Source organism: Pseudoalteromonas sp. bablab_jr011, from assembly GCF_016464045.1.
Lineage (GTDB): Bacteria > Pseudomonadota > Gammaproteobacteria > Enterobacterales > Alteromonadaceae > Pseudoalteromonas > Pseudoalteromonas lipolytica.
Map to the genome: position 1 here is coordinate 23,451 of NZ_JACDWU010000332.1, position 26,543 is coordinate 49,993.

General features: G+C 45.0%; 21 protein-coding genes and 1 pseudogene. 16 read left to right on the forward strand and 6 right to left on the reverse strand.

Annotated elements, in window-relative coordinates:
• The first annotated feature begins 483 nt into the window (after window positions 1-483).
• The gene (locus JIG41_RS22140) at window positions 484-672 is read left to right on the forward strand and encodes a helix-turn-helix transcriptional regulator (RefSeq protein ID WP_000127615.1); all 189 of its coding nucleotides are present in this window, start codon (window positions 484-486) and stop codon (window positions 670-672) included.
• Between the two features lie 141 nt (window positions 673-813).
• Complete coding sequence (locus JIG41_RS22145; protein WP_138558354.1) at window positions 814-2,832, forward strand: ATP-binding protein; 2,019 nt, start codon at window positions 814-816, stop codon at window positions 2,830-2,832.
• Window positions 2,833-2,967: 135 nt separating this feature from the next.
• On the opposite strand, the gene JIG41_RS22150 is transcribed toward JIG41_RS22145, so the two are convergent.
• From JIG41_RS22150 to JIG41_RS22160, 3 genes are all read right to left on the reverse strand, one after another.
• Window positions 2,968-4,209 carry an integrase family protein gene (locus JIG41_RS22150; RefSeq protein ID WP_025441390.1) on the reverse strand — a complete coding sequence of 414 codons (1,242 nt, stop codon included), beginning with the start codon at window positions 4,207-4,209 and terminating at the stop codon, window positions 2,968-2,970.
• 1 nt (window position 4,210) lies between these two features.
• Window positions 4,211-4,357, reverse strand: coding sequence for a hypothetical protein (locus JIG41_RS22155; protein ID WP_169459043.1), 147 nt, complete (start codon window positions 4,355-4,357; stop codon window positions 4,211-4,213).
• A gap of 125 nt (window positions 4,358-4,482) precedes the next feature.
• Complete coding sequence (locus JIG41_RS22160; protein ID WP_063527360.1) at window positions 4,483-5,457, reverse strand: ParM/StbA family protein; 975 nt, start codon at window positions 5,455-5,457, stop codon at window positions 4,483-4,485.
• A 464-nt stretch (window positions 5,458-5,921) separates the two neighbouring features.
• Here JIG41_RS22160 and mobI point away from each other — a divergent pair, with 464 nt between their 5' ends.
• Window positions 5,922-6,365 carry a conjugative transfer protein MobI(A/C) gene (mobI, locus tag JIG41_RS22165; protein ID WP_025574216.1) on the forward strand — a complete coding sequence of 148 codons (444 nt, stop codon included), beginning with the start codon at window positions 5,922-5,924 and terminating at the stop codon, window positions 6,363-6,365.
• A gap of 10 nt (window positions 6,366-6,375) precedes the next feature.
• On the opposite strand, the gene umuC is transcribed toward mobI, so the two are convergent.
• Both umuC and umuD read right to left on the reverse strand, forming a co-directional pair.
• The gene (gene umuC / locus JIG41_RS22170) at window positions 6,376-7,644 is read right to left on the reverse strand and encodes a translesion error-prone DNA polymerase V subunit UmuC (RefSeq protein WP_063527359.1); all 1,269 of its coding nucleotides are present in this window, start codon (window positions 7,642-7,644) and stop codon (window positions 6,376-6,378) included.
• A 7-nt stretch (window positions 7,645-7,651) separates the two neighbouring features.
• Window positions 7,652-8,101, reverse strand: a complete 450-nt coding sequence (umuD, locus tag JIG41_RS22175) for a translesion error-prone DNA polymerase V autoproteolytic subunit (protein ID WP_007105028.1) — start codon at window positions 8,099-8,101, stop codon at window positions 7,652-7,654.
• A gap of 640 nt (window positions 8,102-8,741) precedes the next feature.
• On the opposite strand from umuD, the gene JIG41_RS22180 reads away from it, so the two are divergent.
• The 13 genes and pseudogenes from JIG41_RS22180 to JIG41_RS22240 all read left to right on the forward strand — a co-directional run bounded on the left by JIG41_RS22180 (window position 8,742) and on the right by JIG41_RS22240 (window position 25,716).
• Window positions 8,742-9,647, forward strand: a complete 906-nt coding sequence (locus JIG41_RS22180; protein ID WP_063527358.1) for a 3'-5' exonuclease — start codon at window positions 8,742-8,744, stop codon at window positions 9,645-9,647.
• Window positions 9,648-9,734: 87 nt separating this feature from the next.
• Window positions 9,735-10,034, forward strand: a complete 300-nt coding sequence (locus tag JIG41_RS22185; RefSeq protein ID WP_063527357.1) for a hypothetical protein — start codon at window positions 9,735-9,737, stop codon at window positions 10,032-10,034.
• A 317-nt stretch (window positions 10,035-10,351) separates the two neighbouring features.
• Window positions 10,352-11,284 carry a WYL domain-containing protein gene (locus tag JIG41_RS22190; protein ID WP_138558352.1) on the forward strand — a complete coding sequence of 311 codons (933 nt, stop codon included), beginning with the start codon at window positions 10,352-10,354 and terminating at the stop codon, window positions 11,282-11,284.
• Between the two features lie 8 nt (window positions 11,285-11,292).
• Window positions 11,293-13,050 (forward strand): class I SAM-dependent DNA methyltransferase, encoded by a 1,758-nt coding sequence (locus JIG41_RS22195; protein ID WP_063527489.1) that lies wholly within the window; start codon window positions 11,293-11,295, stop codon window positions 13,048-13,050.
• A complete protein-coding gene (locus tag JIG41_RS22200) occupies window positions 13,040-14,389 on the forward strand; it encodes a restriction endonuclease subunit S (RefSeq protein WP_138558351.1) in 1,350 nt (449 codons plus the stop codon). The genes JIG41_RS22195 and JIG41_RS22200 overlap by 11 nt, the downstream gene beginning before the upstream one ends.
• Complete coding sequence (locus JIG41_RS22205) at window positions 14,382-15,590, forward strand: SIR2 family protein (protein WP_063529636.1); 1,209 nt, start codon at window positions 14,382-14,384, stop codon at window positions 15,588-15,590. The genes JIG41_RS22200 and JIG41_RS22205 overlap by 8 nt, the downstream gene beginning before the upstream one ends.
• 9 nt (window positions 15,591-15,599) lie before the next feature.
• A complete protein-coding gene (locus JIG41_RS22210) occupies window positions 15,600-18,767 on the forward strand; it encodes a type I restriction endonuclease subunit R (RefSeq protein WP_063527793.1) in 3,168 nt (1,055 codons plus the stop codon).
• On the forward strand, window positions 18,764-19,534 hold the full coding sequence (locus JIG41_RS22215) for a hypothetical protein (RefSeq protein ID WP_063527792.1): 771 nt from the start codon (window positions 18,764-18,766) through the stop codon (window positions 19,532-19,534). Before JIG41_RS22210 ends, JIG41_RS22215 begins: the two co-directional genes overlap by 4 nt.
• Window positions 19,535-19,568: 34 nt before the next feature.
• Entirely contained in the window at window positions 19,569-20,384 is an 816-nt protein-coding gene (locus tag JIG41_RS22220) for an abortive infection family protein (RefSeq protein ID WP_063527791.1), read from the forward strand.
• Window positions 20,385-20,505: 121 nt separating this feature from the next.
• On the forward strand, window positions 20,506-22,656 hold the full coding sequence (mobH, locus tag JIG41_RS22225; RefSeq protein WP_138558350.1) for a MobH family relaxase: 2,151 nt from the start codon (window positions 20,506-20,508) through the stop codon (window positions 22,654-22,656).
• A gap of 47 nt (window positions 22,657-22,703) precedes the next feature.
• Window positions 22,704-24,524, forward strand: a pseudogene (gene traD / locus JIG41_RS22230) (conjugative transfer system coupling protein TraD).
• Window positions 24,525-24,533: 9 nt separating this feature from the next.
• Window positions 24,534-25,094 (forward strand): hypothetical protein, encoded by a 561-nt coding sequence (locus JIG41_RS22235; protein ID WP_063529118.1) that lies wholly within the window; start codon window positions 24,534-24,536, stop codon window positions 25,092-25,094.
• Complete coding sequence (locus tag JIG41_RS22240) at window positions 25,081-25,716, forward strand: DUF4400 domain-containing protein (RefSeq protein ID WP_000033753.1); 636 nt, start codon at window positions 25,081-25,083, stop codon at window positions 25,714-25,716. Before JIG41_RS22235 ends, JIG41_RS22240 begins: the two co-directional genes overlap by 14 nt.
• 26 nt (window positions 25,717-25,742) lie before the next feature.
• Here the strand turns inward: JIG41_RS22240 and JIG41_RS22245 are convergent, their stop codons facing one another.
• Complete coding sequence (locus JIG41_RS22245; protein ID WP_020744993.1) at window positions 25,743-26,330, reverse strand: hypothetical protein; 588 nt, start codon at window positions 26,328-26,330, stop codon at window positions 25,743-25,745.
• Between the last annotated feature and the right edge of the window lie 213 nt (window positions 26,331-26,543).

Sequence of the window (26,543 nt, forward strand, 5' to 3'; positions counted from 1 at the left end):
CGTAACCTCGGAAAGTGTGTACAAACTTGAGTACAAATTCCGTTTTAGAGGCCTTTGGCGAAAATTCTATGACACAAATCTGGCTGTAGGCCTTGTGGTTACTGGGTTTGATGAAGAAAGTACCTCCTGCTTTTGGTACTTTGGTTTCGACATTACAAAAGCGGAATAAATGCGATCATCTCTAGTTTTATGTTTGTAAGCTTATGAATTTAAAGGGTTCGTTGTTGTGGTTTTTGATGTGTCATTGTTGCGAGTGTACAAACAGTGTGTACAAATTTTTCTCGTTAGGCGTGTTGATTGCTATTCATGACACAAACCGCCTTGTAGCCCTTGTTATTCATAGGTTTGAGCTGAAAAGTTCCTAATAGCAACATTTGTGTTTTGATAAGGCTGATCTTCTAAACAAATCATGCATCTTTCTGACCATCAACAAGTGATGAATCAGGCGATGATAGCTTTACATTGATTTTCAGGAGAATGCAGATGACAGCAGTAGCGCACCAAGTAACCCCTTTTCTAACATCTTACGAAGTGATGGCTCGTTACCACATTAGCTATACGACGCTCTGGCGAAGAATAAAAGATGGCAGCTTGCCGCAACCTCGTATCAACCGAAATACACGAAACAAGCTTTGGCACATTGAAGACTTGGAAGAGTATGAGAAGAATTAGGAATTGATAGCGTAGCTTAGTTTTTCTGTTGGAACTTGGACTAACGCTTTGAAAGCTTGTGCTAACAATATAGTTAATATGTCCACCAACTTAGGCTAAGATAGCAGAATGGATTTTTTTATGGATTGGATGGATAGGTAAGTGGCGACTCCTCAAGAACGAACAACAGGTATTACAAATGCGTCGATAAAAAAACGTTTCGGCTCAATTCCCGCTTGGAAGATGTTGAGTGAATATATCTGGAACGGTTTGGATGCTGGTGCATCAGATATTGATGTCATTATTAATACCTGTGATCTCGGCGGAGTGGAGTCAATAGAGATCCATGATAATGGAGAAGGAATTGACTTTCATAACCTAGACCGAAATTTTGATAATTGGGATGACTCATCCAAAAAACAGGTTACCCAAAAAGGCAGCCAAGGCAGAGGGCGATATTCATTTCATAAATATGCTGCAACCGCAACCTGGCTTACGAGAAGAAAATCTGAGAATGCACGTATCATCATAGACTCGTCTCGTATTAAAACGTACAAAGTTGAGTTGATCGACGATAAAGAGCAGCATAGTAGTATTCTTTCAAATGGAAGTGGGACATCAGTATTTCTTACGGGTATAACGAGTGAAAAATCTCAAAAAATCCCTAATATTGAAAATATCATGGAGGAGCTTTCAAATGAATTTGGTTGGAAGCTAATAGTTTTTTCTAACATTAAAATATCAGTTAATAGAGTCCCACTGACTCCTCCTCAACATAGGTTGTTTCAAGAGCTTATAGAAGTTGATGGAAATAAATTTAATTCAAGTATCATTCAGTGGATTAAAAAACCATCTGGTGAAAAGTCATACAATTATTTTAGAGATTCAAAAGAACATCAGAAGCATAGAAACCTAACTGGTTTTAATTACAAAAACAATTTTTTCATAAGTGGATATATACAATCTGAGTGGTTCGATAATTTTCAAGATACCTCATCTCCAAATGCAGATCTCTTCATTAGTGAAAAGAGTGATGGGAATAAAGTTTTAGCTATGCTGCTAAAAGAACTGCGCAACAAAACAGCCGAGATTTATCAGGGGTTCCTTAGAGAAAGAGCTGTTCAGCTTGTCGATTCTTTCGAAGCAAAAGGATATTTTCCTGTTTACAATTGGGAGTCTGACGAAGATCGTTCCTTTAGAATTGCACATACGAAGAAATTAGTAACTAGTATCTGCGTTGCTGATCCAGCAGCTTTTAATGGGCTAAAGGCTAAGCAAACAAAAATTATAATCTGTTTGCTTGATAGGCTATCTACATCAAGTGAAAATGATAGTTTGATAGATATATTGGAAGGCGTTTTAGACTTAAATAAGGAGCAAATGGATGAATTTGCATCTCAAATAAGTAAATCTAAACTTGATTATATAATTAGCACGATTGGACACATTCATAAGCGAGATCTAGTCGTGCAGAAAATGAAGTACCTTTTTAAAGAGCACGCTAAAGAAGTTCTAGAAACACCAGACTTACAAGGTATTATTGAGGCTAATACATGGTTGTTCGGCCCTCAGTACACAACTATAGGTGCTGAAGAGGATGACTTTTCTAATACAGCTAGAAGTCTTCGGAATTCAGATATTGAAATATTGGATGGGGACAATATCAGTACCAGTGATCTTATTGAAGGCGCTACCATAGAGGGGGCAAAAGGCCAAGTAGATTTGTTTCTTGCACGCAAAATGGTCACAATAGATCATTCTACACAAGAAGAATTTATTAAATGTACGATCATTGAAATAAAAAGACCAAGTGTAGCATTGAATAAGAAACATTTAGCTCAAGCTGAACGGTATGCTGAGGTACTTGATAAGCATCCTGCCTTTAATGATGAGAGAATGAGATTTGATGTTGTTCTTGTTGGAACTAAAATCTCCCAGAATGATACTCAAATTACAAGGCGGTTGAAAGACCTTGCTGGTAAGGGCGGCGCGGGCCTTGTTTCCGGGGCGGATGAAAGAATTCGAGTATACGTTAAAAGTTGGTCTACAATTTTTAATGATTTCGAGGTGACTCATAGTGCTTTATTACAAAAGCTAAAAATTAAGAGAAGCGAGCTAGAGTATAAATCTAAGCAAACCCTTGTGGATGAATTGCAAATACCTCTCTCTGAGGCGTCTTGAAACTTATATTAATTATTCTATAAGTTGTTTTTTTGTAACTGGAAAAAAAACTAATCTAAACCGAGTCAAATGCACTTCTTGACTCGGTCATTGTAAGTTGTACTAGCTCAGTCTCTTCCTTAATTCAGCTACCCCTTATTGTCCGAAACGCCAGTTGAATGGAAAGCCTGTCGGCTCGATGATGGTTTCTAGTTGTTGATACCAAACGTCGTAAGCATGACGCATTTCATCCAGGTACTGATATTGGTTGTAGATAGCATCCAACCCTTTTTTGCTGTGGCCAATCATCAACTCGGCAACTTCTTGCGTCGTGATGGCCGACATTCGCGTTCGCATCGTTCTGCGAAGATCATGCATAGACCAATGTTCCATCTCAATACCAAGCGACCTGCGAGCCCAGATTTTCACATTGTTAGGAATAGTGGTATCAAAGCCATTTGTGGCAAGTTCTTCTTGTCCGTTAGCGGGAAACAAGTAAGTTGATTTACTCATTTGCATCGCCAGTTCAATCAGCTCGATAGCTGGTTTGATTAATGGCCGCATGATCGGCGCTCCAATTTTCTCACCTTGTTTGCGGATCTCTATGGGCACTGTCCACATTGCAGATTGCAAGTCAAAGTGATGCTTTTCAGCTTGAATGAGTTCACCCTTGCGACCGCCCAAAAGCAGAAGCAATTTTATGTAGATGCGGTTCTTCTCAGTGATTTTTGACTCATGCAAATAGCGCCAAAGTATCCTGATCTCGTTATCGTTTAGTACCCGAGTTCGTTTGCCTTTCTTGCCACCGACTTTCTTTGCTGTGATCCCTGCGGCAGCGTTAATTTCCAAAATTTGTTCATCAATCAGCCAGTCATAGAACTTGTGCAGCACAGACACCAGACGTTCTGTGTTTGAAGGGGACGATTCCGAAACCTCGCGAAGACAGTTTCGCAAGGACAATTCATTGATGTCAGTTAATGGGTACTTGCCAAGTCGGGGCAGCAAATATATTTCACTGCTGCGTTTTTGGTAGTGCCACGTTTTCTCCTTTAGCCCTTGCTTACCGGCAGAGTCTATCCAGTCTCGAAAAATCGATTCGAAGCTTTGATTGGCAGAATACTTGGCCCGTTCCTGCTGTAGGTAGAGCTTGGGGTTTCTGCCCTGGTCGAGTACCGCCCTTAACCTATCCAGCTCATTCCTAGCTTCAGCAAGCTTCATAAGTGGGTAAGTACCAATGTCTACCCGCTGTTGCTTGCCATCGAAACGATAACGAAACTGAAAAACAATTTTGCCCTTGGGCGATACCCGAGCACTTAGCCCATCACGGTCGGCTTTTACTACGGTTTCTTTTGCTTCTTTATTTAACCTGGCATCGAGCCAGCTAACTGATAACGCCATGTTATAAGCCCAGCCCTAGTTTGGATTTTAATGATTGTTTACGTGATTCTTCTTTGGGTTCTGGCGCTGTACTCATAGAAGTAACTTCACCATCTGGTGCAATGCCATCCACCGGTACAGATATCGTGGATAGATTGGGTTGGCTCATGTGAATTAACCCAAAGGTGGCCAGCATCCGCAGACGCTCAGCGCGTTCCCGTGGCGGCGTCTTTTCTAATTCTTTGAGCAGTTCAGGGTGGCTCCCTGGGGGAATGTTGACGACAACTCTCATGATCAGGCCCCATAAAACCAGAAGCCTCGGACGTTCGCCAAAACAGACTGTTCCGGCACGATAATCTTGCTTCGTGAAAAAATCTCCTTGGCCGCTTCCTTATAAGCCAAGGCTCCACCTCCGGCGATCAATACCAAGTCCGCATTAATGCTTTCGTCACGCATGGATTGGCGCATGGCTGTAAGAGCAACAGGTGCTACCTTTTTCATGGCAGCATTCAGGTAAGGTGAAATATCGACTTTTTCTCCAAATAGCAGCACTTGCAAGTCGCCGGTTCTCATGGCTTTTTCAAGTCGATCCATTCCGACTTTGGCACCATGATCTTCCGAAATCAGCTTATCAATGGTTTCCAGTAGCACGGACATTGCCTGAAGACTGGTTCCTGATGAGCTGTAGCGAATTTCTCCGGCCTCAAGGGCAACCCAGTCAACAGAAAAGAAGCCTGGATCTATGACGACGACACGACCTTCTTCAATCAAGCCCAAATCACCACCTGTTTGAACCAGATCCATATAGGCACCGGCAGGCTGCGGCAGCACTTTGACGTCATGAACAGTGATGCTGCGCTTAGGCGTTACTTGATGGACACCTTTTAAACGCTGCACAAGGTCAGACTTACGTTGTGGTTCATGAAACTGGGAAACCGGTAATCCAGTGACAACCAAATCGATGGATTCTGTTTCAGCCATTAACAAGGCGGCATGAAAAAGCGCCTTATAGGTTTTTGTGGTGGGATATTCCGGGTGAAGCTCTCGTTCCCAGCCTTGAAGGCGTCCAGCAGGTACACCTGCGGCCCAACGCTCATTATCGACAGAGACATACAAACAAGTTTCATCATCGCCTCCACCGATACGCTCCGGCATACGATCCGCAGGACCGGCACCCGCAGGCAGAATAATGGTTTTCGGTTCAATGCCTGATTGGCCAATTGCCAGCTTCAGGTTTGAGTAACCGATATCTACGCCTAGTACAAACATACTTATCTCCTGTGCACTCAAAGTGCTCTAACGGTTTTCAACCAACCGCGCTGTTCACGCTTGGGCATTTCCAAGTGCTCTGGCGGTTCACTCAAAGGTCATTATCAGGATTCGGTGCACTGGCGGTGGGCAGAAAGGTGACAAATCCTTTCATCTATCTGCCTATTGCATTTTCGCAAAAGTATGAGAATAGGCTCTGTTTGGCGGCGGATGACTGAGCCAAAAAAATCGAGACGCCAAACGTCGTTTGCATTCTGGCCTGAACTCGCCAAACGGTTTGTATCTTCATGGCGATAAGTCTTTTTAGGCGTTTCTAAGTGAAATCGGCCTGTATCCCTTGTCAGGTATGGGGTTGCGCGAGTTGATTTATATCGAGACGCCAAACAGTGATTGTTACGGCAGTTTTACGTTTGGCGTTTCGATCCAAAAGCCAAACGGATAGTGGTTTTGGCTTTTGGGGTTAATTGGATGGGGAAATTGGTTTGGTAGAAATCGTCAATGAACAATGGAAAGCAGAGGTATCAGATTTACTTCAGCAAGAAACGGACAGGCTAAAAGCGCTGGCACGAGCTGAAGTTGATGACTTTTGGGTTACCCATTACAAGGTTCGTGAGAATGAGCCCTTTAAAGACTGGGGGCTGCTTGGTGTCCGTATCAGAGACTTTAAGTATGGCTTTGGCATTGAGTGGTACATCAACAGTTTTCACGGTCAACGAGGCAAGCGCGTAGTCTTTAGTAAGGGACTGCGTATTTCAAAGACGAAGCTGAGATACTCATTTTTGGACTGCCAAGGTTTGGCCAAAGAGTGGGAGTTAGCGCTGGCCATGGAGAAAGAGGAATTTTTCAGTGATATTCGACGCCAGGTTGATAAGCTCAACATGCTGCGTCGCAGAGTGAATGCCTACTGAATTATCGGCGCTACTTCACCCCCGGTAATTGGTCCCAGCGTGTTGTATAAGCGGGAGATAAAAGCTCTCGCTTCATCGACCAATCTTTCTTTGTACCCTGTCCAGCAAAGAAAACCTTTCCGGCACCGCTTTGATTAATGGTGTCCAATACAGACATTAACTGTTGGCTATTTGAGCGGGTCGATACGTCATCGAATAGTCCTGGTTGAAACATGCCTGGATCGTAAAAGTCAGACAGCATGACGCCCGCTTTGGCATAACGAAATCCATCCTTCCAAATCCGCTTGAGTAAGTGATTGGCCAGCTCGATAAAATCCCGCGTGTCGCTACTGGGGATTAGCAATTCACCCGATGCAGAGTTGCTGTACTGCGGCTCGTTGTCCTTAAAGGGGCTGGTACGTATGAACACGGTCAGCACTTTGGCTTGCTGCTGTTCTTTGCGAAGCTTCTCAGTGGCGCGGCTTGCGTATTCGCATACGGCCTCACGTAACAATTCAAATTGCGTTACCTTTACGCCAAATGAACGGCTACAGACGATTTGTTTCTTAGTTGGTGGGATCTCTTCAAGTTCAATGCACGACTCACCATTGAGCTCTCTGACGGTTCTCTCTAAAACCACTGAAAACTGTTCTCTGATGGCTCTAGGAGAGGCATTGGCTAGGTCTAAGGCTGTGGTGATACCCAACGCATTTAAACGCTTAGAAAGCCGTCTACCAACGCCCCAAACATCATCAACCGGAACTAATGCGAGCAATCGACGTTGCCGATCTGGATTGGTCAGGTCTACAACGCCCTGAGTGGCTGGATACTTTTTGGCGGCATGGTTTGCCAGTTTGGCGAGTGTTTTAGTCGGTGCAATGCCTACACAGACGGTGATCCCAATCCAGTGACCTATCCGCTCTCGCACTTGTTGTCCGAACTCGACAAGGGATATGGCAGACTCAATACCGGTTAAGTCCAAAAACGCTTCGTCAATGGAGTAAACCTCTACTCGTGGTGCCATCTCTTCCAAAGTGCGCATCACTCGACTGCTCAAATCTGCGTACAGCGCGTAATTGGACGAGAATGCCAAAATGCCATGGCGCTGCATTTCAGCTTTGATCTGAAAGACGGGTACGCCCATTTTTATACCGAGTAACTTAGCTTCACGTGAGCGTGCAACCACGCAGCCGTCATTGTTAGACAGCACCACAACCGGCGTATCTTTTAAATCAGGACGAAACAGCTTCTCACAACTGGCGTAAAAATTGTTGCAGTCCACCAAGGCAAATACAGGCATGGGATAGTCACGACTTGCGGCGCATGTTTCGCACCACATTGGTGACCACACCAAATATCTCTAACTCTGTCCCTTCAGGAATATGAATGGGCTCATACACCTGGTTTCTTGGGATCAGCATGACGCACGGCCTTAGTTGAAGCTCCTTTACCGTGAGTTCACCATGGATACCAGCGATGACAATGTCACCGTGTTCTGCTTGGACAGAGCGATCAACCACCAAAATATCATCTGGATGAATCCCGGCATCAATCATTGAATCACCTTCAACACGCACAAAGAACGTTGCAGCCGGTCGCTTGATACACAGTTCGTTAAGGTCGAGCGTTTGCTCAACATAATCCTGCGCTGGTGAGGGAAAACCAGCAGAAACACGTTCCATGAATAATGGTATACGAAGGCGCTTGGCTTTGATGAAGGCAAGTGCGCCGCTACGGCCTATCAGCGAGACACTCATGACGAACCTCGAAAAATCATAATTAATACTGTTTGTTTATACAGTATCTAATGCTATGCTGATTTCTACAAGTAAAATTGTAGGTAAAACTGTAGTTGTTCGAGTAAGACGTTGTGTCGTGGGTGATTTCTTTTTTGTGGTGAAAAGCTTGATGTGGGGATTGCTCGCCTTCGTCAAAGCCTGCAAGGCTTGGACAATACTGCTTCTGCCTACTGCTCTTGTTTCTGTTACTGATCCTGTTACTGCTACTGGTTAAAGCATGGGTTAGGTAACTGTCAGACAAGGCTTGTTGAACCCTTCGCAAAGGGTTTAGAAAGAGTTGGTAAAATTCTGCTTCGTATTGAATTTACTGGCTTAAAGCGAAGTAAGGAGCATCATTAAAATGCTCAGTCGAACTCAGTTCAAGCCTTTTGCAACCGTTTGAAAAGGGGGTGGCTAAGCCATACGTAAAGGGTATCGGTAAGGGTTACCTAAACGGTTTAGCTAAGGCTTTCTGAAAGGCTTAGTCAAAGCCTTCATACATGGGTTCACCCAGTAGAAAGATCAAAAAAAACGCTGAGGTATCCAAGGTGCATTTTGTACAACCTGTGGCACAGTGAAATAACCCAAAGCGAACAATAGAATTGAAGAGGAACCATCAATGACAAGAGCCCCAGCGCCATTTCCGCTAGAGCGCCTCGCGGATATCCCAGAAAGACCAGAAGATTTTAGATTGCTGGAACGCATTCCTTTAACGCGTGAACCGCAGTCTTGGCCACTTGAACTCTCTCCTGTGGTCGGTGATGAACAGCCAATGGTGCTGCTCGATACAGAGACGACCGGACTGTCTGCCGATGACGAGTCCATTATTGAGCTTGGCATGGTTAAGGTGCTTTACAGCCCTTCGGCTAAGAGGATTGTGTCGATTGTTGATGTGATCAGTCTTTATGAAGATCCCGGCAAGCCAATCCCTGAGCTGATTACCGAGTTAACCGGTATCACCGATGAAATGGTGCAAGGCCAGCGCATTGATGATTTACTGGTAGCGAGTTGGTTATCCGATGATCCGCTGGTGGTTGCACACAATGCACAGTTTGATCGTCCTTTCTTTGAAAATCGGTTTGGTGCATTAGGACATCTATCTTGGGCCTGTTCAGCCAGTGGCATAGATTGGAAGGCGCTGGGTTTTGAAAGTCGAAAGCTTGAGTACCTGCTGCTTCGCTTAGGTTGGTTCTATGAAGGACACCGAGCTGCAACCGATTGTTTGGCGATGGCCTGGTTGTTTCATTTGTTGCCCGAGTCCGTTGCAAACTTGTTGTCTGAAGCAGACAGGCGAACTGTGTTAGTTCGTGCGTTTGGTGCGCCGTTCGATGTAAAGGACTATCTAAAAGAGCGTGGTTACCGCTGGCATGACGGCGTAAAAGGTGCCAACAAACATTGGTGGCGCGAAATCAGCGAAGACGAGTTGCCGCAGGAACAAATTTACCTGGATGATTTGTACCATCGTGGCTCAGAACATGCCCACTATGACTACAAAGATGCCCGCAATCGATTTAAAGCTTTGTAGCTCTCTACAAGGTAAGCCTTGCATATTTAAAAACCTCTGGAAAATGGAAAGTGAACTCATGGTTTAACCAACAAGAGGAATCTTTCCATGTACCAAGACACCTACATTGAATACTGGGGCGAAATCTTCGTCTCTGCCCGCATCATTGAATTTGGCATCACGTTCGAGCGCTTTCTTAACGATCCATGGAAGCACTTGATGTCGTGTGGCCAAGAGTCTGCTCCAGACGCGATTGCTGAAGGGATGCTGCCATTGCTACCAGCCCAGGCAGAGGTTGCCAGGCGCATTCGGGAGAGTGAGCAACGGGCTCTGCTGTCTACAGAGTCGGACAAAGGGGTATCTCATCGCGGTAACATCGTGGTGCCACTGGTTCGGGTAGCACATTGATCACGGCTATCAGCATTGACACGAAACAAGGTCTTCAAGTCCATACCTGAGCGGCAATTGCAATCCAGATCAAAAAGTTGTCGCTTAATCTTCCCTACAAAATAATTTGTGATAGGATGATACCTAATAAAATTAATTAGGTTGAAGCCTATTCAGTGTTTTATGGCAATCTGTCCAGCTTCAACCAATAGAGATTGATTAGTCATTGAGGATAAAGAGCAGCCATGTGCCATGCCGTTCAATGTGATTACGCGATGTCGGTCCTTACTTTATAAACAGAGTTTTAAGAATCTGGTTGAATTGGATAAACAAGACGCATGACAAATGATGGTCTGAAACAAACGGTAGTGGCGAAGCCAGATAGGCTTTCGCAGATAGCGCAGTTGCCACAAGCAACCAGGGATCGCATTGCCCACATCGATTTCACCTTATTGTTTAAGGGAGAGGCGGTACGGGCGGATTTAGTCGATCGCTTCAGTATAGCCGCCGCACAAGCAACGAAAGACTTCACCATGTACAGAGAGCTTGCGCCAGGCAACATTGAGTATGACCAAAAGCTCAAGTTGCACAAGCGCGGTGAAGCATTTGAGCCCTTGTTCGACTACGACGTTGTGAGAACGCTGGCGACGATTAGCCAAGGGTACGGCGATGGCTTTACTGGAAAGGTAAAACCACCCCTTGCTTGTGAAGCGCCTTATCACCTTAACAAGCCGAGTTTATCGATAGTAGCGAAAGTCACCGAGGCCATACACAAAGGCAAAGCCTTGCGTATCACCTATGTATCGTTATCGAGTGGTGAAACCACGCGTGAAATTGTACCGCATACGCTGGTGGACAATGGCCTGCGTTGGCACGTTCGTGGTTTTGACCGCAAGCATGGTGAGTTCCGTGACTTTGTACTGACCCGAATTAAAGCAGCGGTTGTGCTTGAAGACTCTACGTTATCTGAGGCTGAACTTGAAACCCAAGACCGGCAATGGAACCGATTTGTAGAGCTTGAGTTAGTGCCGCATCCACGTATTGAGCACAGCGAAGCGATTGAACTGGATTATGGCATGACGGGTGGCGTGATGAAGGTCGAGATCAGAGCAGCAACCACTGGGTACTTGCTTCGGCTTTGGAATGTTGATTGCTCCAAAGAGGCTCTGCTAAAAACACCCGAATTCCATTTATGGCTAAAAAATTATCAAACTTTATACGGTGTCGGTAACCTTGCGATTGCGCCTGGTTTCGATAGCGTCACAGCATAGGGAAGAACATGAATAATTCAGAACAGCAGTTTTTAAAAGAACTCGATGGGAAGTTGTGGTCGGCAGCCGATCGGTTACGTAACAACCTCGATGCCGCCAACTATAAGCATGTAGTGCTAGGCATCATTTTCTTAAAGTACGTGTCAGACGCCTTTGAAGAGCGCCAACAAGAGTTACGTCAGTTGTTTACTCAAGACGATAGCGACGACAACATTTACTTCATGCCTCGTGAAGATTACGACTCTGATGAAGAATACAACGATGCGGTCAATGCAGAATTAGAGCTACACGAATATTACCAAGAGAAAAACGTTTTCTGGGTGCCAAAACAGTCACGCTGGGAATTTCTTAAGAGTACAGCGGCGCTGCCTATTGGTACAGAAATTGAGATTCAAGCAGCCGGGCCTAATGGCGAAAAAGAAGTCTTTAAACTTAGCTCAATTTCTAAACTCATCGACAATGCATTAGAAGCAATCGAAACCTATAAAATCGACGACAAGCTGGCCAACCCCAAGCTAAAAGGGGTTCTGCCTCGCATCAGCCGTTATGAGGTAGATAATCACAACCTTACTGAGTTGATTAACCGCTTCTCTGATACCAGCTTCCGTAACCCAGAGTACAACGGCGAAAAGCTCGATCTACACAGCAAAGATATTTTGGGCCATGTCTACGAATATTTCTTGGGCCAATTCGCTTTAGCTGAAGGCAAACAAGGCGGCCAGTATTACACCCCAAAAAGCATCGTTACACTGATCGTTGAAATGCTCCAGCCTTATCAAGGCCGAGTCTATGACCCTGCAATGGGGGCCGGTGGCTTCTTTGTGAGTAACGACAAGTTCATCGAAGCTCATGCCGCTGATAAACATTACAACGTTGCTGAACAGCGCAAACATATTTCTGTTTATGGCCAAGAAAGCAACCCAACTACTTGGAAACTGGCCGCCATGAACATGGCGATTCGTGGTATCGACTTTAACTTTGGCAAAAAGAACGCCGATACCTTCTTAGATGACCAACACCCCGACCTGCGTGCTGACTTTGTGATGGCCAATCCGCCGTTTAATATCAAAGACTGGTGGCACGCCAAACTGGAGGGCGATATTCGTTGGAAATATGGCACACCGCCGCAAGGTAATGCCAACTACGGTTGGATACAGCATATGCTGCACCACGTTAACGATAACGGCTCAATGGGCCTATTACTCGCTAATGGTTCTATGAGCTCGAACACCAACAACGAAGGTGAAATCCGTAAAGCTTTAATTGAGGCAGATCTAGTCGAGTGCATGGTGGCTTTACCCGGTCAGCTATTCACCAATACGCAAATCCCGGCCTGTATTTGGTTTTTAACCAAAAACAAGAAAGGCGGGACTTCTCCAAGTCAAAAAGGCAAGCGTGATCGCCGTGGTGAAACCTTGTTTATTGATGCTCGTAACCTCGGTTTTATGAAAGACAGAGTGCTGCGCGACTTTACCAATGATGATATTGCAAAAATTGCAGATGTTTTTCACGCTTGGCAATCGGGTACAGACTACCAGGATGAGAAAGGATTCTGCTTCAGCGCCAAGCTTGAAGACATGCAAAAGCATGATTATGTACTAACACCAGGACGCTATGTGGGCGCAGCCGATGCTGAGGAAGATAGTGAGCCTTTCCCAGAGAAAATGCAGCGATTAACCGCGCAATTAAAATCTCAGTTTGAAGAATCTGACCGATTAGAAAAGGCGATTAAGGATAATCTTGCGGGGATTGGTTATGAGCTCTAATAAAACCATATCAGAAATTGTCGATTTTAACCCTAAACGACCAATTAAGAAGGGAGAGATCAAGCCTTTCTTAGAAATGGCAGCCTTACCAGTCGACAGCCGAGATGTAAGCGAGCTCGGAGAGAGAGAGTTTAAAGGTGGAGGGGCAAAATTTAAAAATGGCGATACATTATTCGCACGAATTACGCCATGTCTCGAGAATGGAAAAACAGCAAAAGTAAACTGTTTAGACAAGGATGAGCATGGGCATGGCTCCACAGAGTTTATTGTCATGTCCGCCAAAGAACCAGAATACGATGAGGACTATGTTTATTACTTGACGAGGCATTCCGATTTTAGAGCTTATGCTCAGTCGCGCATGGAAGGAACATCTGGTCGGCAGCGTGTAGCCTGGCAGTCTCTAGCTGAGTTTGAGTTTGATTACCCAGATAGAGAGCTAAGAAAGGAAGCAGGTAAATTTCTAAAAGAAATTGACGATAAGATAGCTTTAAACAACAAAACCAGCCAAACCTTAGAACAAATTGCTCAAGCTCTATTCAAAAGCTGGTTTGTCGATTTTGATCCCGTCAAAGCCAAGATTGAAACCTTGGCACAAGGTGGTAGCGCTGCGGATGCCGAACTGGCTGCCATGAGTGCCATTTCTGCCAAAACCCTTGATGAGTTGCACGGTTTAAAAACCAACAATTTCGAGGCATTTAACAATCTTGCCCAAACCGCCGTCCTGTTTCCTGCTGCAATGCAAGACTCCGAACTTGGTGAGATACCAGAGGGGTGGGAAGTCAAGCAACTATCAGAAATCTGCCAAGTAATTAACGGCAGGGCATATAAAAACACCGAATTCAAAACTGAAGGCACTCCGATAGTCAGGATCCAGAACCTTTCAAATGGAGGAAAGACCGTCTATTCAGATTTAGAGTTACCACCTGAAAAGTACATTGATCGGGAAGACTTTATTTACGCTTGGTCTGCCACATTTGGCCCTCATATCTGGCGAGGTCCAAAAAGTATTTACCATTACCACATATGGAAAATGGAAGTAGATGAATCAGTAATAAGCCGGTATTTTTTGTATCTGAGCATGTTTAGAAAAACTGAGGCAATGAAAAATGCAGGCACCGGGTCGATATTCACCCATCTAACAAAAAAGATTATGGAATCTCAACATGTCTTAATTGGTGATCACGCTATTAACAAAAAATTCTCAGACATAATTGTTCCAATCTTCGATCAAATTAGCTCATTAAAAAATGAATCTACCCATCTTGCTGATATTAGAGATGCACTACTTCCAAAATTATTAACTGGTGATGGTTTAACCTCGGAGGTGGCGAATGTCTAATGAATATGCAGGCTTAGCCTCAGCCGTCGATAAATTTAAAGATGCTGTTAAAAAAGAGCTAGATAATAAAAATGGTGAATTTCACGAAGCAATAAATGACGAAGAGCCCATAACTTTCAAGGGGTTAGGGTCTGAGGGTGAAAGAAGCGAGTATTTAGTTGACCCTAGTGATGTTCTTTTTTGGCACGACCCAACTGCCTATTTAGATGAACTAGAGCGTTGGAAGGGTCAGAAAGTCTTGGATGAGCACCTGGAAACTCGAAAGTATTTAGATGACAGCGATCAATTAAACCCTTTCTCCCGCCTTGTTGAGGCAATAAAGCGTGGACGCGTCGCCCCATTCGTGGGTGCAGGTTTATCATATCCTTACAAATTGCCTTTATGGGGACAAGCTTTAGAACGGCTGATAACTAAGCTTGAAGGCGCTTCGAAGTCTGACCAAAGAGCGATGCTTCCGGCACTTCAATATCTTGAAAATGTGAAGGAACTACTAGACCAGTGGAAGTATCTAGAAGCGGCACAATTGATTTACGAAAACCATAAGACTCGGTTTGAGAGTTTTGTACTCAATACATTCGATGGTTCGAATGTGTTGGAATATTTTGGTGTCCTAGATTTATTACCCCAACTGAGCGATGGATGCATTATAACAACCAATTTTGACAATTTGATTGAGCGAGTATATACGGAAAAAAATCGATCCATCGAAGGCTATATGCATGGTACTCAGTCTCGGAATCAATTTGCATCGAAGCTAATACAAGGCGAACGCTGCATATTGAAATTACATGGGAATTATAGTGATCCCGAAACGTATATTTTTTCTAAATCACAGTATGACCAAGCTTACGGAGAAGAAAGCTTGGATTATACGAAGCCATTGGCAAAAGTTCTTCGTCAGATATTTGTCAGTCATTCTCTTTTGTTCCTTGGTTGTAGCTTAGAGACGGATAAAACATTAGAGCTTTTTATTGATGTTGTCAGTTCAGAAGCATTCGATATTCCTGCACATTTTGCGTTTTTACCGGATCCATCTAATCACCAGAAAAAGCTTGAGAAAGAAGACTTGTTAGCTAAAGCAAAAATTCACCCTATTTGGTATCAAGTTGCCATTGATGATTGCGGAACGCGAAATCACTCTCAATTGGAAGATTTGATTAAATTCGCAGTCGCTTGCGCGACCGGTAAAGCTAAGGTCTAGGAGTATAAAATGAACGAAGAGCAACTAGAAAATCTCTGCTTAGACTGGTTCCAAGAAGGTGGTTGGGATGTTTTGCATGGCCCTGATATTGCCCCAGATAGCGACAACCCACTTCGTAATGACTACGCGCAAGTGGTATTGGATGGCCAACTTAGGGCGGCATTTGAAACGATTAATAAACACCTTCCTGCCGTACAGATTGAGCATTGCTACGAGCAATTTAAAGCGATTGTTTTAAAACCTGAAAGTTTAGATTTAATCACCAACAACCGCGCATTTCATCGGTTGTTATTGGAAGGGGTGCCTGTTGAATACAAAAAAGACGACGGCGAACCAATTGCAGACCATGCATTTATCATTGATTTCGATAACCTAAACAACAACACCTTTTCAGTCGTCAATCAGTTCACGATTACAGGCACTAAACAGCCACGTCGGCCTGATGTCATTTGTTTTATCAACGGCTTACCGATTGCTGTACTTGAGCTGAAAAGCCCAAGCGATGAAAATGCCGATATTTGGGATGCCTTTAATCAGCTGCAAACTTATAAAGATGAAGTTTCAGACCTTTTCATCTTCAATGAGGCGTTAGTAGTCAGTGATGGTTACACCGCTCGGGTAGGCTCTCTAACTGCTAACCGAGAGCGTTTTATGCCTTGGCGCACCATTAAAAATGAAAACGACAAACCGCTACTGGAGTGGCAGCTAGAAACCATGGTTCGAGGTTTCTTTGATCGTGAGTTGCTTCTGGATTACATACGATTTTTTGTATTGTTTGAAACAGACGGTGAGACGATCATTAAAAAGATTGCTGGTTATCACCAGTTTCATGCCGTGCGTGAAGCGGTAAAAGCTACGGTAGTTGCGGCGCGACAAGTTAATGGTGTAAGCGAGAAGCGGGCAACCTATCCTGATGAGGTTGTACCTGGTAGTAAAAAAGCTGGAGTGGTTTGGCACACTCAAGGCAGCGGCAAAAGTATTTCAATGTGTTGCTATGCCGGAATGTTGCTTCAGCAAAAGGCCATGAATAACCCAACGCTGATTGTCGTAACCGATCGCAATGATCTTGATGGACAGCTCTATGCCACGTTCTGCAATGCAGTAGAGCTCTTAAAGCAAACACCTGTTCAAGCATCTGACCGAGATGCGTTAAGGCAGTTATTAGCTGAAAGAGAATCCGGCGGTATCATTTTTACCACAGTACAAAAGTTTGCCCTGCTTGATGACGAGAAACATCATCCAATTCTCAATGACCGCCACAATATTGTTGTTATCTCAGATGAGGCACACCGAAGCCAATATGGCCTGAAAGCCACTCTAAGTGCGGATGGCCAATATAAGTTTGGTTATGCTAAGCATATGCGCGATGCCCTACCATCTGCTTCTTTTATTGGTTTTACTGGCACACCAATTTCGCAAGAAGACAAAGACACTCGAGCCGTTTTTGGTGGCTATGTGTCCATCTACGACATTCAAGATGCAGTAGATGATGGCGCAACTGTTCCTATTTATTATGAGTCACGCTTGGCAAAGCTTGATTTGAACCATGCTGAAATCGCTGAGTTGTCCGAGCAAGTTGATGAAGTGGTCGAGGATGAAGAGGACGTCAGCAACCGTGAGAAAACTAAGGGCGAATGGAGCCGTCTTGAAAAGCTTGTTGGTGCGACACCTAGATTAAGCCAAGTTGCGGCTGACTTGATCGAGCACTTTGAGACACGCAATGCCACTATGGATGGTAAAGCCATGATAGTAGCCATGAGTCGTGATATCTGTGCGCATCTCTACAATGAGATTATTGCTCTGCGCCCAGAATGGCATTCGGATGCTCCTGAAAAAGGGGCGATTAAGATTGTGATGACAGGGTCAGCTTCGGATAAGCCACTTCTGCAACCCCATATCTATAACAAAAAAACTAAAAAACGCTTAGAAAAGCGCTTTAAAGATATGAATGATCCTCTGAAGTTGGTCATTGTCAGGGACATGTGGTTAACGGGGTTTGATGCGCCTTGTTGTAACACTATGTACGTGGATAAACCGATGAAAGGCCATAACTTGATGCAGGCAATTGCTCGGGTTAACCGCGTGTTTAAAAATAAACCTGGCGGTCTAGTCGTTGATTATATCGGAATAGCCAATGAACTTAAGCAAGCATTAAAAACCTATACAGACTCTAAAGGTAAAGGCGAGCCAACACTCAATGCAGAAGAAGCGTTTTCTATTCTTTTAGAAAAAATTGATGCTATTCGTGGGATGTTCGGGAAAACACCAAAATCCGGTGGTTTGGACATATCGGGTTATGAAACACAAGCGCACAAACTCTTGGTGCCTGCCGCTAACTATGTACTCGGCTTGGAGGATGGTAAAAAGCGTTTCTTAGACTTAGTGTTGGCGGCGACGAAATCTTACTCACTATGTAGTACTTTGGATGAGGCTAAAGAGTTACGAAAAGAAATTGCGTTTTACTCAGCCATTAAGGCCGCTATTAGCAAGTTTACCAGCGTTGATAAAAAGCGTACTCAGGAAGATAAGAACTCGGCACTGAAACAGATTCTAGATAACGCAGTGATCGCCGAAGGCGTTGCTGACGTCTTCGCACTTTGTGGCTTGGACAAGCCCAATATTGGTTTGCTATCGGATGAGTTTTTAGAAGACGTGCGACAGATGCCGGAGCGCAACCTCGCCGTTGAGTTACTTGAAAAACTACTCAAGGATGACATTAAAGCGAAAACACGTAATAACGTTGTGCAAGAGAAGAAATACGCAGACCGCTTGCAAGAAACGCTTAGAAAGTACAATAACCGCGCCATTGAAACAGCTCAGGTAATTGAAGAGCTCATTCAAATGGCCAAAGAGTTTCAGGAAGAAATGATGCGCGAGGCTGAACTGGGGTTAAATCCAGATGAGATCGCGTTTTATGATGCTCTAGCCAACAACGAAAGCGCAGTACGTGAACTTGGTGATGAGATCCTTAAAAAGATTGCCGTCGAAATCACAGACAAACTCAGAAAATCGACCACGGTTGATTGGCAAGTTCGTGACAGTGTCCGAGCTAAATTAAAAATACTCGTGCGCCGCACTTTACAGCGTTACAAATATCCACCTGACAAAGCCGCTGAAGCAGTAGAGCTTGTGTTAAAGCAAGCAGAGTCATTGTCAAACTCATGGAGTAAGGCATGACGATAGTCAATAGTAAGGAGTTCATTAAAGAGGTAAAACGGACTCCTCAGAATTTCTACATTATTCACTATTCTTGCCAAAGCTTGAATGATGATAACGATGGCTTATCTCCTCGAATTACGTCGATTGCGATACTGCACTTGTCTACAGACCAGACAGTGAGTTTTTCTATTCATGCAATTGCTGAAGAACTTGGTATTAGTCGAGACAATATCCATCAACGTCTCGACGATATTGAGCTTGCCTTACTTAGTAAATTTAATGATTTTGTCCGTGATCGTCGAGATAGATACTGGATTCACTGGAATATGCGTAATCTCACTTACGGTTTCGAACATTTAGAACATCGATATCGAGTGCTTGGTAAAACCGATATGGCAGTAATTCCTGTTGAACGACGAATCAATCTCAATGATATTTTGTCTGACCGTTATGGTAGCGGCTACGTTGCAGATCCTCGGTTAAAGTCATTGATGAATTTAAATGGTGGTATCCATCGGCACTTTTTAACTGGTGCGGAAGAAGTAGAAGCTTTCAAGAGTAATGAATTTATCAAAATGCATAACTCTACGCTGTGTAAGACTGGATTTTACAGGAAAGTAATCGATAAGTTGGCCCAAGGAAAACTTAAAACGAACTCAAAGGGTATGGGGGTTCTCATTGATAGGCTTTTTGAAAGCCGGTTGGCTAAGACAATTGCATTGGCTAGTGCATTAATTTCGGTGCCCATCTCTGTTTACCAAGGCTTTATTTGGCTAACAACATGACGGGGCGGTGTTTTATGGTCAGGGAGGATTACTCATGCCAAAACTAAAAGGTTCTGAAATTAGAACAATAGACAAAATTTTCGAAATGACAGATGGCTACCTGTTAGATTTTTCAGATAGGACAATGGCTGAGTATTTTGAAGACGAGTTGAGCATTGATATTACTCAAGAAAAGTACCAGATTAATGGGGGCTCAAAGGCTAAACGTTTAAGAGCTTTTATTGAGCTAGAGGATGGTTACTTGGTTGGTCAAGTACTCAGAAAACTTTGGCAGTATAAATGTGATTACAAGCCTGAAGACCCGCAGGAAAAGGAAAAACTGTTTGAAATTTTAGCCAAAATTGAAACCGGTGTTAGTGCTTCAGTTTTAGCAACGCTTTCAACCAAAGCTGAAGTTTTGAATATGGATACGGTATCTAGGGACCTTGATAGAGCTCTGGAAAGCGCCTTTCGTGATCCGGAAAGTGCAGTCACATCGGCTTGTTCTACGCTAGAGAGTGTGTGCCGCTCGATCATAATTGAACTTGGCTTTGAACTCCCTAAGAAGAAAGATATTAAGGGATTGTTTGACTCAGTAAAGCGACCACTAGGGTTGTCTCCTGGTGAAATTAATGTAAATCCAGAAATTGCTGATGACGTAAGAAAGGTTCTATCTGGATTGGCAACCATTGTTGAAGGTATCGGGGCTCTGCGAACACATGGTGGTGATGCTCATGGTCGAGAGCGGGGTTACACCCGACTAGATGCCCGTATAGCCAAGTTAGCTATTCACTCAGCAAGTACCGCAGCGTTATTTCTAATTGAAACATGGCAACTAAAGTATCCATCAAAAGAACTCGTAAAACATTAATAGCAGGCTGTTAACCTCTTAGTGGCCTGAAAATGACATGGCAGTTTGATGCAAGATTCTTGAAGCTATCGAACTAAACAACTCTGTTTAAACCTTCACACTACCGTGTCGGAGGTTCACTATGTTCAAAAACCTATTTTTTCAAACCAAAGCACTTCCAGAGCTGTCATCGCAACTGGATATAGAAATTCCACGCTATCCGCCATTTCTGAAGGGGTTGCCAGCTGCGTCACCTGAAGATTTGCAGTCCACACAAGACGAGCTAATTGCCAAACTGCGCCAGGTACTTGGCTTTAACCTGCGTGATTTTCAAAGACTAATTCAGCCCTGCATTGATCATCTGGCAGCTTATGTTCATTTGTTGCCAGCATCTGAGCATCATCATCACAGTGGCGCTGGTGGTTTATTACGTCATTCGTTGGAAGTTGCTTTCTGGGCGGCACAAGCAGCTGAAGGGATCATCTTTGTTGCCAGTGGCACACCGGTTGAGAAAAAAGAGCTTGAACCAAGGTGGCGTGTCGCGGCGGCTCTTGGCGGTTTGTTCCATGATATTGGTAAGCCCGTTTCAGACTTGTCCATCACAGACGAAGATGGACGCTATCAATGGAACCCTTTTTTAGAAACCTTATCCCAGTGGACCACTAATAACAGCATTGAACGCTATTTCATTCGTTGGCGCGACGGACGGTGCAAGCGGCACGAGCAATTTTCAATTCTGGTGTTAAACCGGGTGATGACACCTGAGTTGCTCGCCTGGTTAACCCAGCCGGGCCCTGAGATTTTGCAAGCCATGCTGGAGGCAATTGGCAATACCGATCCCGAGCATGTCCTGTCTAAATTGGTCATTGAAGCTGACCAAACCAGTGTCCAGCGAGACCTGAAAGCTCAACGAATTTCCGTTGACGACAATGCCCTTGGTGTCCCAGTCGAACGCTATCTACTTGATGCCATGAGGCGATTACTTGCCAGTTCCCAGTGGCTGGTCAATCAGCGAGACGCCAGAGTCTGGTTACGAAAATCGAATCAATCAACCCATCTTTACCTGGTTTGGAAAAGCGCGGCTAAGGACATCATTGAGCTGTTGGCCAAAGACAAGATACCTGGCATTCCAAGAGATCCCGATACCCTTGCGGACATCCTCATTGAGCGAGGATTGGCCACTAAATCCGCCTCGAATGAGCGATATGAAAGCCTTGCCCCTGAAGTGCTGATCAAAGACGACAAGCCAATCTGGTTACCCATGCTGCATATATCTGAGGCCGATTTATTGTTCAGCTCGAATGTACCAAGTGGTGTGACACTGTTTAACAAATCTGAGTGGGAAGCAACACAGAAAACACAAGAAGAGCCACAGAGTCGCTCCAGTGAGCATTCAGACTTGCCTGAAGGGTCATCATCAATCGAACACGGCAATTCGTCTGAGTCACCATCGACAAACTCGTCCGAACAAGATGATGAACTTCGTCATGCCAGTGATGTTAATCACCTTGAGGAAAATGAAAACGTTCCGGGTGATGGATGTGAAAAGCCTAACAATTCATATGATGGCGCTATCTCAATTAACGTAAACCAGCACGATGCAGAGGCATTGAATCTCCCTGAATCTTTGGCGTGGCTCCCAGAGGCCAGTAGCGCGCTGGTTGTGTTTGGTGAACAGATACTGATCCGCTATCCCGATGCCGTAAGACATTGGTGTGCACCCCGAAAACTGCTTGCTGAACTCAGTCGATTGGATTGGATTGAACTAGATCCTGCAAACCCGACACGTAAGGCCAGAACCGTGACTACGAATGAAGGAGTTCAGGAGCAAGGGTTACTGCTGAAAGTATCGATTTCTAAAGGGCTTACTGCACTGATAGACCTTTCCAAACAAGACGCAGAATCAGTGACAGCAATTCAGAACGAAGAGGCTTCACCGCGTCCGAGTCGAATTAATACAAGCAATGCCCAAGCAAAGGAGCCCGCCACAAGAGCGGAGCGTAAGCAAAAGCCGATTGCGCCCAATGCGAACTCATGTACAGACCCTAAACACGCGCAGCGCCAACAGATGGTTAATTTTGTGAAAGATTTGCCCATCTTACTGACCGATGGCGATTACCCAGACGTGGATCATAGTGCCGATGGTATTCGCGTCACGATTCAAACCTTACGCCAAGTCGCCAATGAGCATGGCATTCCAGCCGGACAGCTGCTTCGGGGGATCTCGGCCAGTGACGAATGCCAGTTTGATGAGGGGGAAACGGTTCTGTTTACCGCTCACGCTAAACGTTAATCCATTTGAAATTAAGCGGATTGCAAACGGTTATTTGCGGAGCATGAATGAAAGAAAACGCATACGAAATGCCCTGGCGCACGAACTATGAGGCCATGGCAGCAGCAGGTTGGCTGGTTGGGGCCACTGGGGCTATTGCCGCAGAAATGCTGACTGAGCTACCACCTGAGCCATTTTGGTGGATGACAGGGATTTCCTCGGGCATGGCGTTGTACCGCCTGCCTGAGGCTTATCGTCTTTATAAGTTGCAGAAGGGGCTAAAAGGCAAACCATTGGCTTTTATGGCGCTGTCGCATTTGCAAAAAGTGATGGCAAAACATCCTGATGAATTGTGGTTAGGTTATGGCTTTGAGTGGGACCAACGCCATGCCCAACGCGCTTATGAAATCCTAAAGCGGGATAAGCAAACCTTGCTTAACTAAGGTCACGGCAAGCAAATGGGCTCGACCTGGATTCATGGTGTTGAGTCCAAAGAAGAAGATGTGTACCAGCCAGTTGGTCACACTGAGGGGCACACCTTAATTGTCGGTACGACCGGTGCCGGAAAAACCCGATGCTTTGATGCGATGATCACTCAGGCCATTTTGCGTAATGAAGCCGTGATTATTATTGACCCCAAGGGAGACAAGGAACTTAAGGATAATGCGCAGCGAGCCTGTATTGCCGCCGGTAGTCCTGAGCGCTTTGTGTATTTTCATCCGGGTTTTCCTGAGCATTCAGTACGTCTTAATCCCCTGAGAAACTTTAACCGTGGTACTGAAATAGCCAGCCGAATTGCGGCATTAATCCCATCTGAAACCGGTGCTGATCCATTTAAAGCCTTTGGCCAAATGGCACTGAATAACATAGTGCAAGGTTTGTTGCTTACTTCACAACGTCCTGATCTGAAAACACTGAGACGATTCTTGGAAGGTGGCCCAGAAGGCTTGGTAGTAAAAGCCGTCACGGCTTGGGGGGAGCAGGTGTATCCGAACTTTAGTGTGGAGATCAAGCGCTTTACCGAAAAAGCCAACACCTTGGCTAAACAGGCCATGGCGATGCTGCTTTTCTACTACGAACGCATTCAGCCCGTTGCCGCCAATACCGATTTGGAAGGCCTTTTGAGTATGTTTGAGCATGACAGAACCCACTATTCCAAGATGGTGGCCTCATTGATGCCGGTGCTCAATATGCTCACATCAAGTGAACTTGGCCCACTGCTATCACCGATTGCAAACGATGTGGATGACAGCCGGTTAATTACGGATTCTGGCCGTATTATCAACAATGCCCAAGTGGCCTATATCGGGTTGGATTCATTGACCGACGCCATGGTTGGCAGCGCCATTGGTTCGTTGCTTTTATCCGATCTCACCGCCGTGGCCGGTGACCGCTATAACTATGGTGTTGAAAATCGTCCCGTAAATATCTTCATCGATGAGGCTGCTGAAGTCGTCAACGATCCCTTCATTCAACTGCTCAACAAAGGCCGTGGCGCAAAAATGCGTTGTGTGATTGCTACTCAGACCTTTGCTGATTTTGCAGCTCGTACAGGCAGCGAAGCTAAGGCCCGTCAGGTGTTAGGTAACATCAACAACCTGATAGCTCTTCGGGTGATGGATGCCGAAACGCAGCAGTACATTACCGACAATCTGCCTAAGACTCGGTTGCAGTACATCATGCAAACTCAAGGTATGTCGTCCAACTCGGACAGCCCCGCGTTGTTTACCGGCAATCATGGTGAACGCTTGATGGAGGAAGAAGGCGATATGTTTCCACCGCAGTTATTAGGCCAGCTCCCCAACCTGGAGTACATCGCCAAGCTTTCAGGCGGCCGCGTGATCAAAGGCCGCATTCCTATTTTAACCAGCTCTACACAGGCAGCATAAGGAGTCTGTATGCATCATTCTGTCTGTCTTAAAATGACAACAATTACCAGTAAAGAAATGCTCGCTCAGTGCCAGCAACATAACCCCCAGTTCAAGGAAACTTTAAGGCTGCTTGAAACCGACTGGCCTCATGCTTTGGCCTCAGTGCACTGTTTGGCGGACTATTTAACAGATGCGCTCACTTTAGATGGCCATTCCATCTTTGATTTGTGCCTTTGTAATGGTTTGGGCAGTTATGACGAAGTCAGTTGTGATGATGACAGTATCCGACTGTGGCATTTCATTGAGGCACTGACCTGGACTGCCGCCAGTGCTTTAACGGGGGTTCGGCTGCGTGATCCTGACCATTTCGAGTGGGCTGCCGTAGATGGTGTGTATTTCTACTCCTGGATTCGTAATCGTCAAAATCGGATGGCGTATTTGGCTGAAGGTCGCATCGCAGTGCGTTATGAAAGTGGTCATACGACGACAAAGCGGCTTCAACAAGTAATTAAAGCCCGGATTATGACGCCAACCGTTGCAGCCATGCTGGCGCGAGTTGAAGAGGATGTTTGGCATGAGCAAGCATAAGTCGGTTTGGCTGCTGTGTCTGGCGCTGATGCTGGAGATTATTGCCATTGGCGTGTTAGTGCCCGGTGATTGGACTGGCCGGGTTATTAGTAAAGAGAAACAGATGATCCAAAATCAATTGGGCGCTCAAACAAGCTATTGGATTGGTCAAACTAGCCATGGCTGGTATCAATCATGGGTTGTAGATACGCAGATGGAGCAATCTGTGCGTGATTTTCTAATCCCCACTGAAGAGCAACGACTGCGCTCTAAAGGGATGGAGAACATGGGAGGCTTTTGGTTTGTCTGGGTGGAAGATCGTATTCAGGCATTTTTTGATGTGCTGTACCAAGTGTTCACTCGATTTGCTTTGCTGATGGTCTGGTTGCCCTTTGCGCTTATTCTCATGTTACCGGCGTTGTGGGACGGTTTGATGACCTGGAAGATTAAGAAAACAACCTTTGATTTTTCGAGCCCTATCATTCACCGCTACAGCATGATAATTCTGGGCTCAGGCGTCATTTTGCTGTTTATGGGATTGTTCGCCCCGCTGGCTATTCCACCGGTGGTACTACCGTCGCTGATCATCGGCTTGGCGTTGATGGCAGGGTTGGCGTTAAGTCACTTGCAGAAGAAGATATGAGGCCAGTTAGGCCTCATCTTGTAGAGCTAAAACCTTACGCCTACGGTATTGCCGTTCTCGTCTTCAGCTGGCAAATGATAAGTATCAATAAGGTGACCTTGAAGCCAAATATATTGCGGCATCCAAAACGAGTACTGTCGTATAAGAGCCAATACTTCTTTCAGCGGTTTGTTTGCATGAGGCTCGGCAAGACGAAAGTACATGAATGAGCAATCATCTCGAAAGTACTCCTGAAGCTCTGAATCCGATAGCGTTTCTTTTAGAGGCCTGTTTTGTTCGTCGTCCTCATCAGGGGAGTTGGCATAAATTTCAAATAGCTGCTTTTCAGTGAGCATCTCCAAGAAGTGGTCTTCAATTAAAACCCCATCACTGGTATCGACATCCATACCATCTTTGACATCAAAAGCCATGACACATCCAGAAGATAACGCCACTTCTGATGGTTTAAGTAAGTCATTAGCTTGCACAACTTGATGCCAATGATTAAAACCAGCAGATACTGCAACTTCATCGAGTGCTTGAGTGTGTGGAATAGATTTTTCACGTTTAAGCTTTCGTGCTTTTTGCTTTAAACGTTCAACCGAGGCAGAGGAAATGATTTTAGTAATTTGCATTGAGTTTCTCCTATTAGCGAATACGGTGCCCACTGCCGAGGTCGCAGAAAAAACCTAAGCAAAAAATAAATTTTGGGTAAGCGGATTAAATGGTTGATCTTACCTTTGCATGAGAGTGAGACAGACCGGCATCTCATCGGATTATCTGGTTGATGCTTCACCTACTGCTGGTGCATGTTTCCTTCGCTAATTCCAGCAAGAACCCCACACGCC

What these genes read in the sequence shown, in the direction of transcription:
- mobH (WP_138558350.1), top strand. Translation starts at nt 20,506, where the DNA reads ATGTTCAAAAACCTATTTTTTCAAACCAAAGCACTTCCAGAGCTGTCA.
- JIG41_RS22185 (WP_063527357.1), top strand. Translation starts at nt 9,735, where the DNA reads ATGTACCAAGACACCTACATTGAATACTGGGGCGAAATCTTCGTCTCT.
- JIG41_RS22180 (WP_063527358.1), top strand. Translation starts at nt 8,742, where the DNA reads ATGACAAGAGCCCCAGCGCCATTTCCGCTAGAGCGCCTCGCGGATATC.
- JIG41_RS22245 (WP_020744993.1), bottom strand. Translation starts at nt 26,330, where the DNA reads ATGCAAATTACTAAAATCATTTCCTCTGCCTCGGTTGAACGTTTAAAG.
- JIG41_RS22190 (WP_138558352.1), top strand. Translation starts at nt 10,352, where the DNA reads ATGACAAATGATGGTCTGAAACAAACGGTAGTGGCGAAGCCAGATAGG.
- JIG41_RS22200 (WP_138558351.1), top strand. Translation starts at nt 13,040, where the DNA reads ATGAGCTCTAATAAAACCATATCAGAAATTGTCGATTTTAACCCTAAA.
- umuD (WP_007105028.1), bottom strand. Translation starts at nt 8,101, where the DNA reads ATGAGTGTCTCGCTGATAGGCCGTAGCGGCGCACTTGCCTTCATCAAA.
- JIG41_RS22240 (WP_000033753.1), top strand. Translation starts at nt 25,081, where the DNA reads ATGAGCAAGCATAAGTCGGTTTGGCTGCTGTGTCTGGCGCTGATGCTG.
- umuC (WP_063527359.1), bottom strand. Translation starts at nt 7,644, where the DNA reads ATGCCTGTATTTGCCTTGGTGGACTGCAACAATTTTTACGCCAGTTGT.
- JIG41_RS22215 (WP_063527792.1), top strand. Translation starts at nt 18,764, where the DNA reads ATGACGATAGTCAATAGTAAGGAGTTCATTAAAGAGGTAAAACGGACT.
- JIG41_RS22210 (WP_063527793.1), top strand. Translation starts at nt 15,600, where the DNA reads ATGAACGAAGAGCAACTAGAAAATCTCTGCTTAGACTGGTTCCAAGAA.
- JIG41_RS22195 (WP_063527489.1), top strand. Translation starts at nt 11,293, where the DNA reads ATGAATAATTCAGAACAGCAGTTTTTAAAAGAACTCGATGGGAAGTTG.
- JIG41_RS22140 (WP_000127615.1), top strand. Translation starts at nt 484, where the DNA reads ATGACAGCAGTAGCGCACCAAGTAACCCCTTTTCTAACATCTTACGAA.
- JIG41_RS22150 (WP_025441390.1), bottom strand. Translation starts at nt 4,209, where the DNA reads ATGGCGTTATCAGTTAGCTGGCTCGATGCCAGGTTAAATAAAGAAGCA.
- JIG41_RS22220 (WP_063527791.1), top strand. Translation starts at nt 19,569, where the DNA reads ATGCCAAAACTAAAAGGTTCTGAAATTAGAACAATAGACAAAATTTTC.
- JIG41_RS22205 (WP_063529636.1), top strand. Translation starts at nt 14,382, where the DNA reads ATGTCTAATGAATATGCAGGCTTAGCCTCAGCCGTCGATAAATTTAAA.
- JIG41_RS22155 (WP_169459043.1), bottom strand. Translation starts at nt 4,357, where the DNA reads ATGAGCCAACCCAATCTATCCACGATATCTGTACCGGTGGATGGCATT.
- JIG41_RS22235 (WP_063529118.1), top strand. Translation starts at nt 24,534, where the DNA reads ATGCATCATTCTGTCTGTCTTAAAATGACAACAATTACCAGTAAAGAA.
- JIG41_RS22160 (WP_063527360.1), bottom strand. Translation starts at nt 5,457, where the DNA reads ATGTTTGTACTAGGCGTAGATATCGGTTACTCAAACCTGAAGCTGGCA.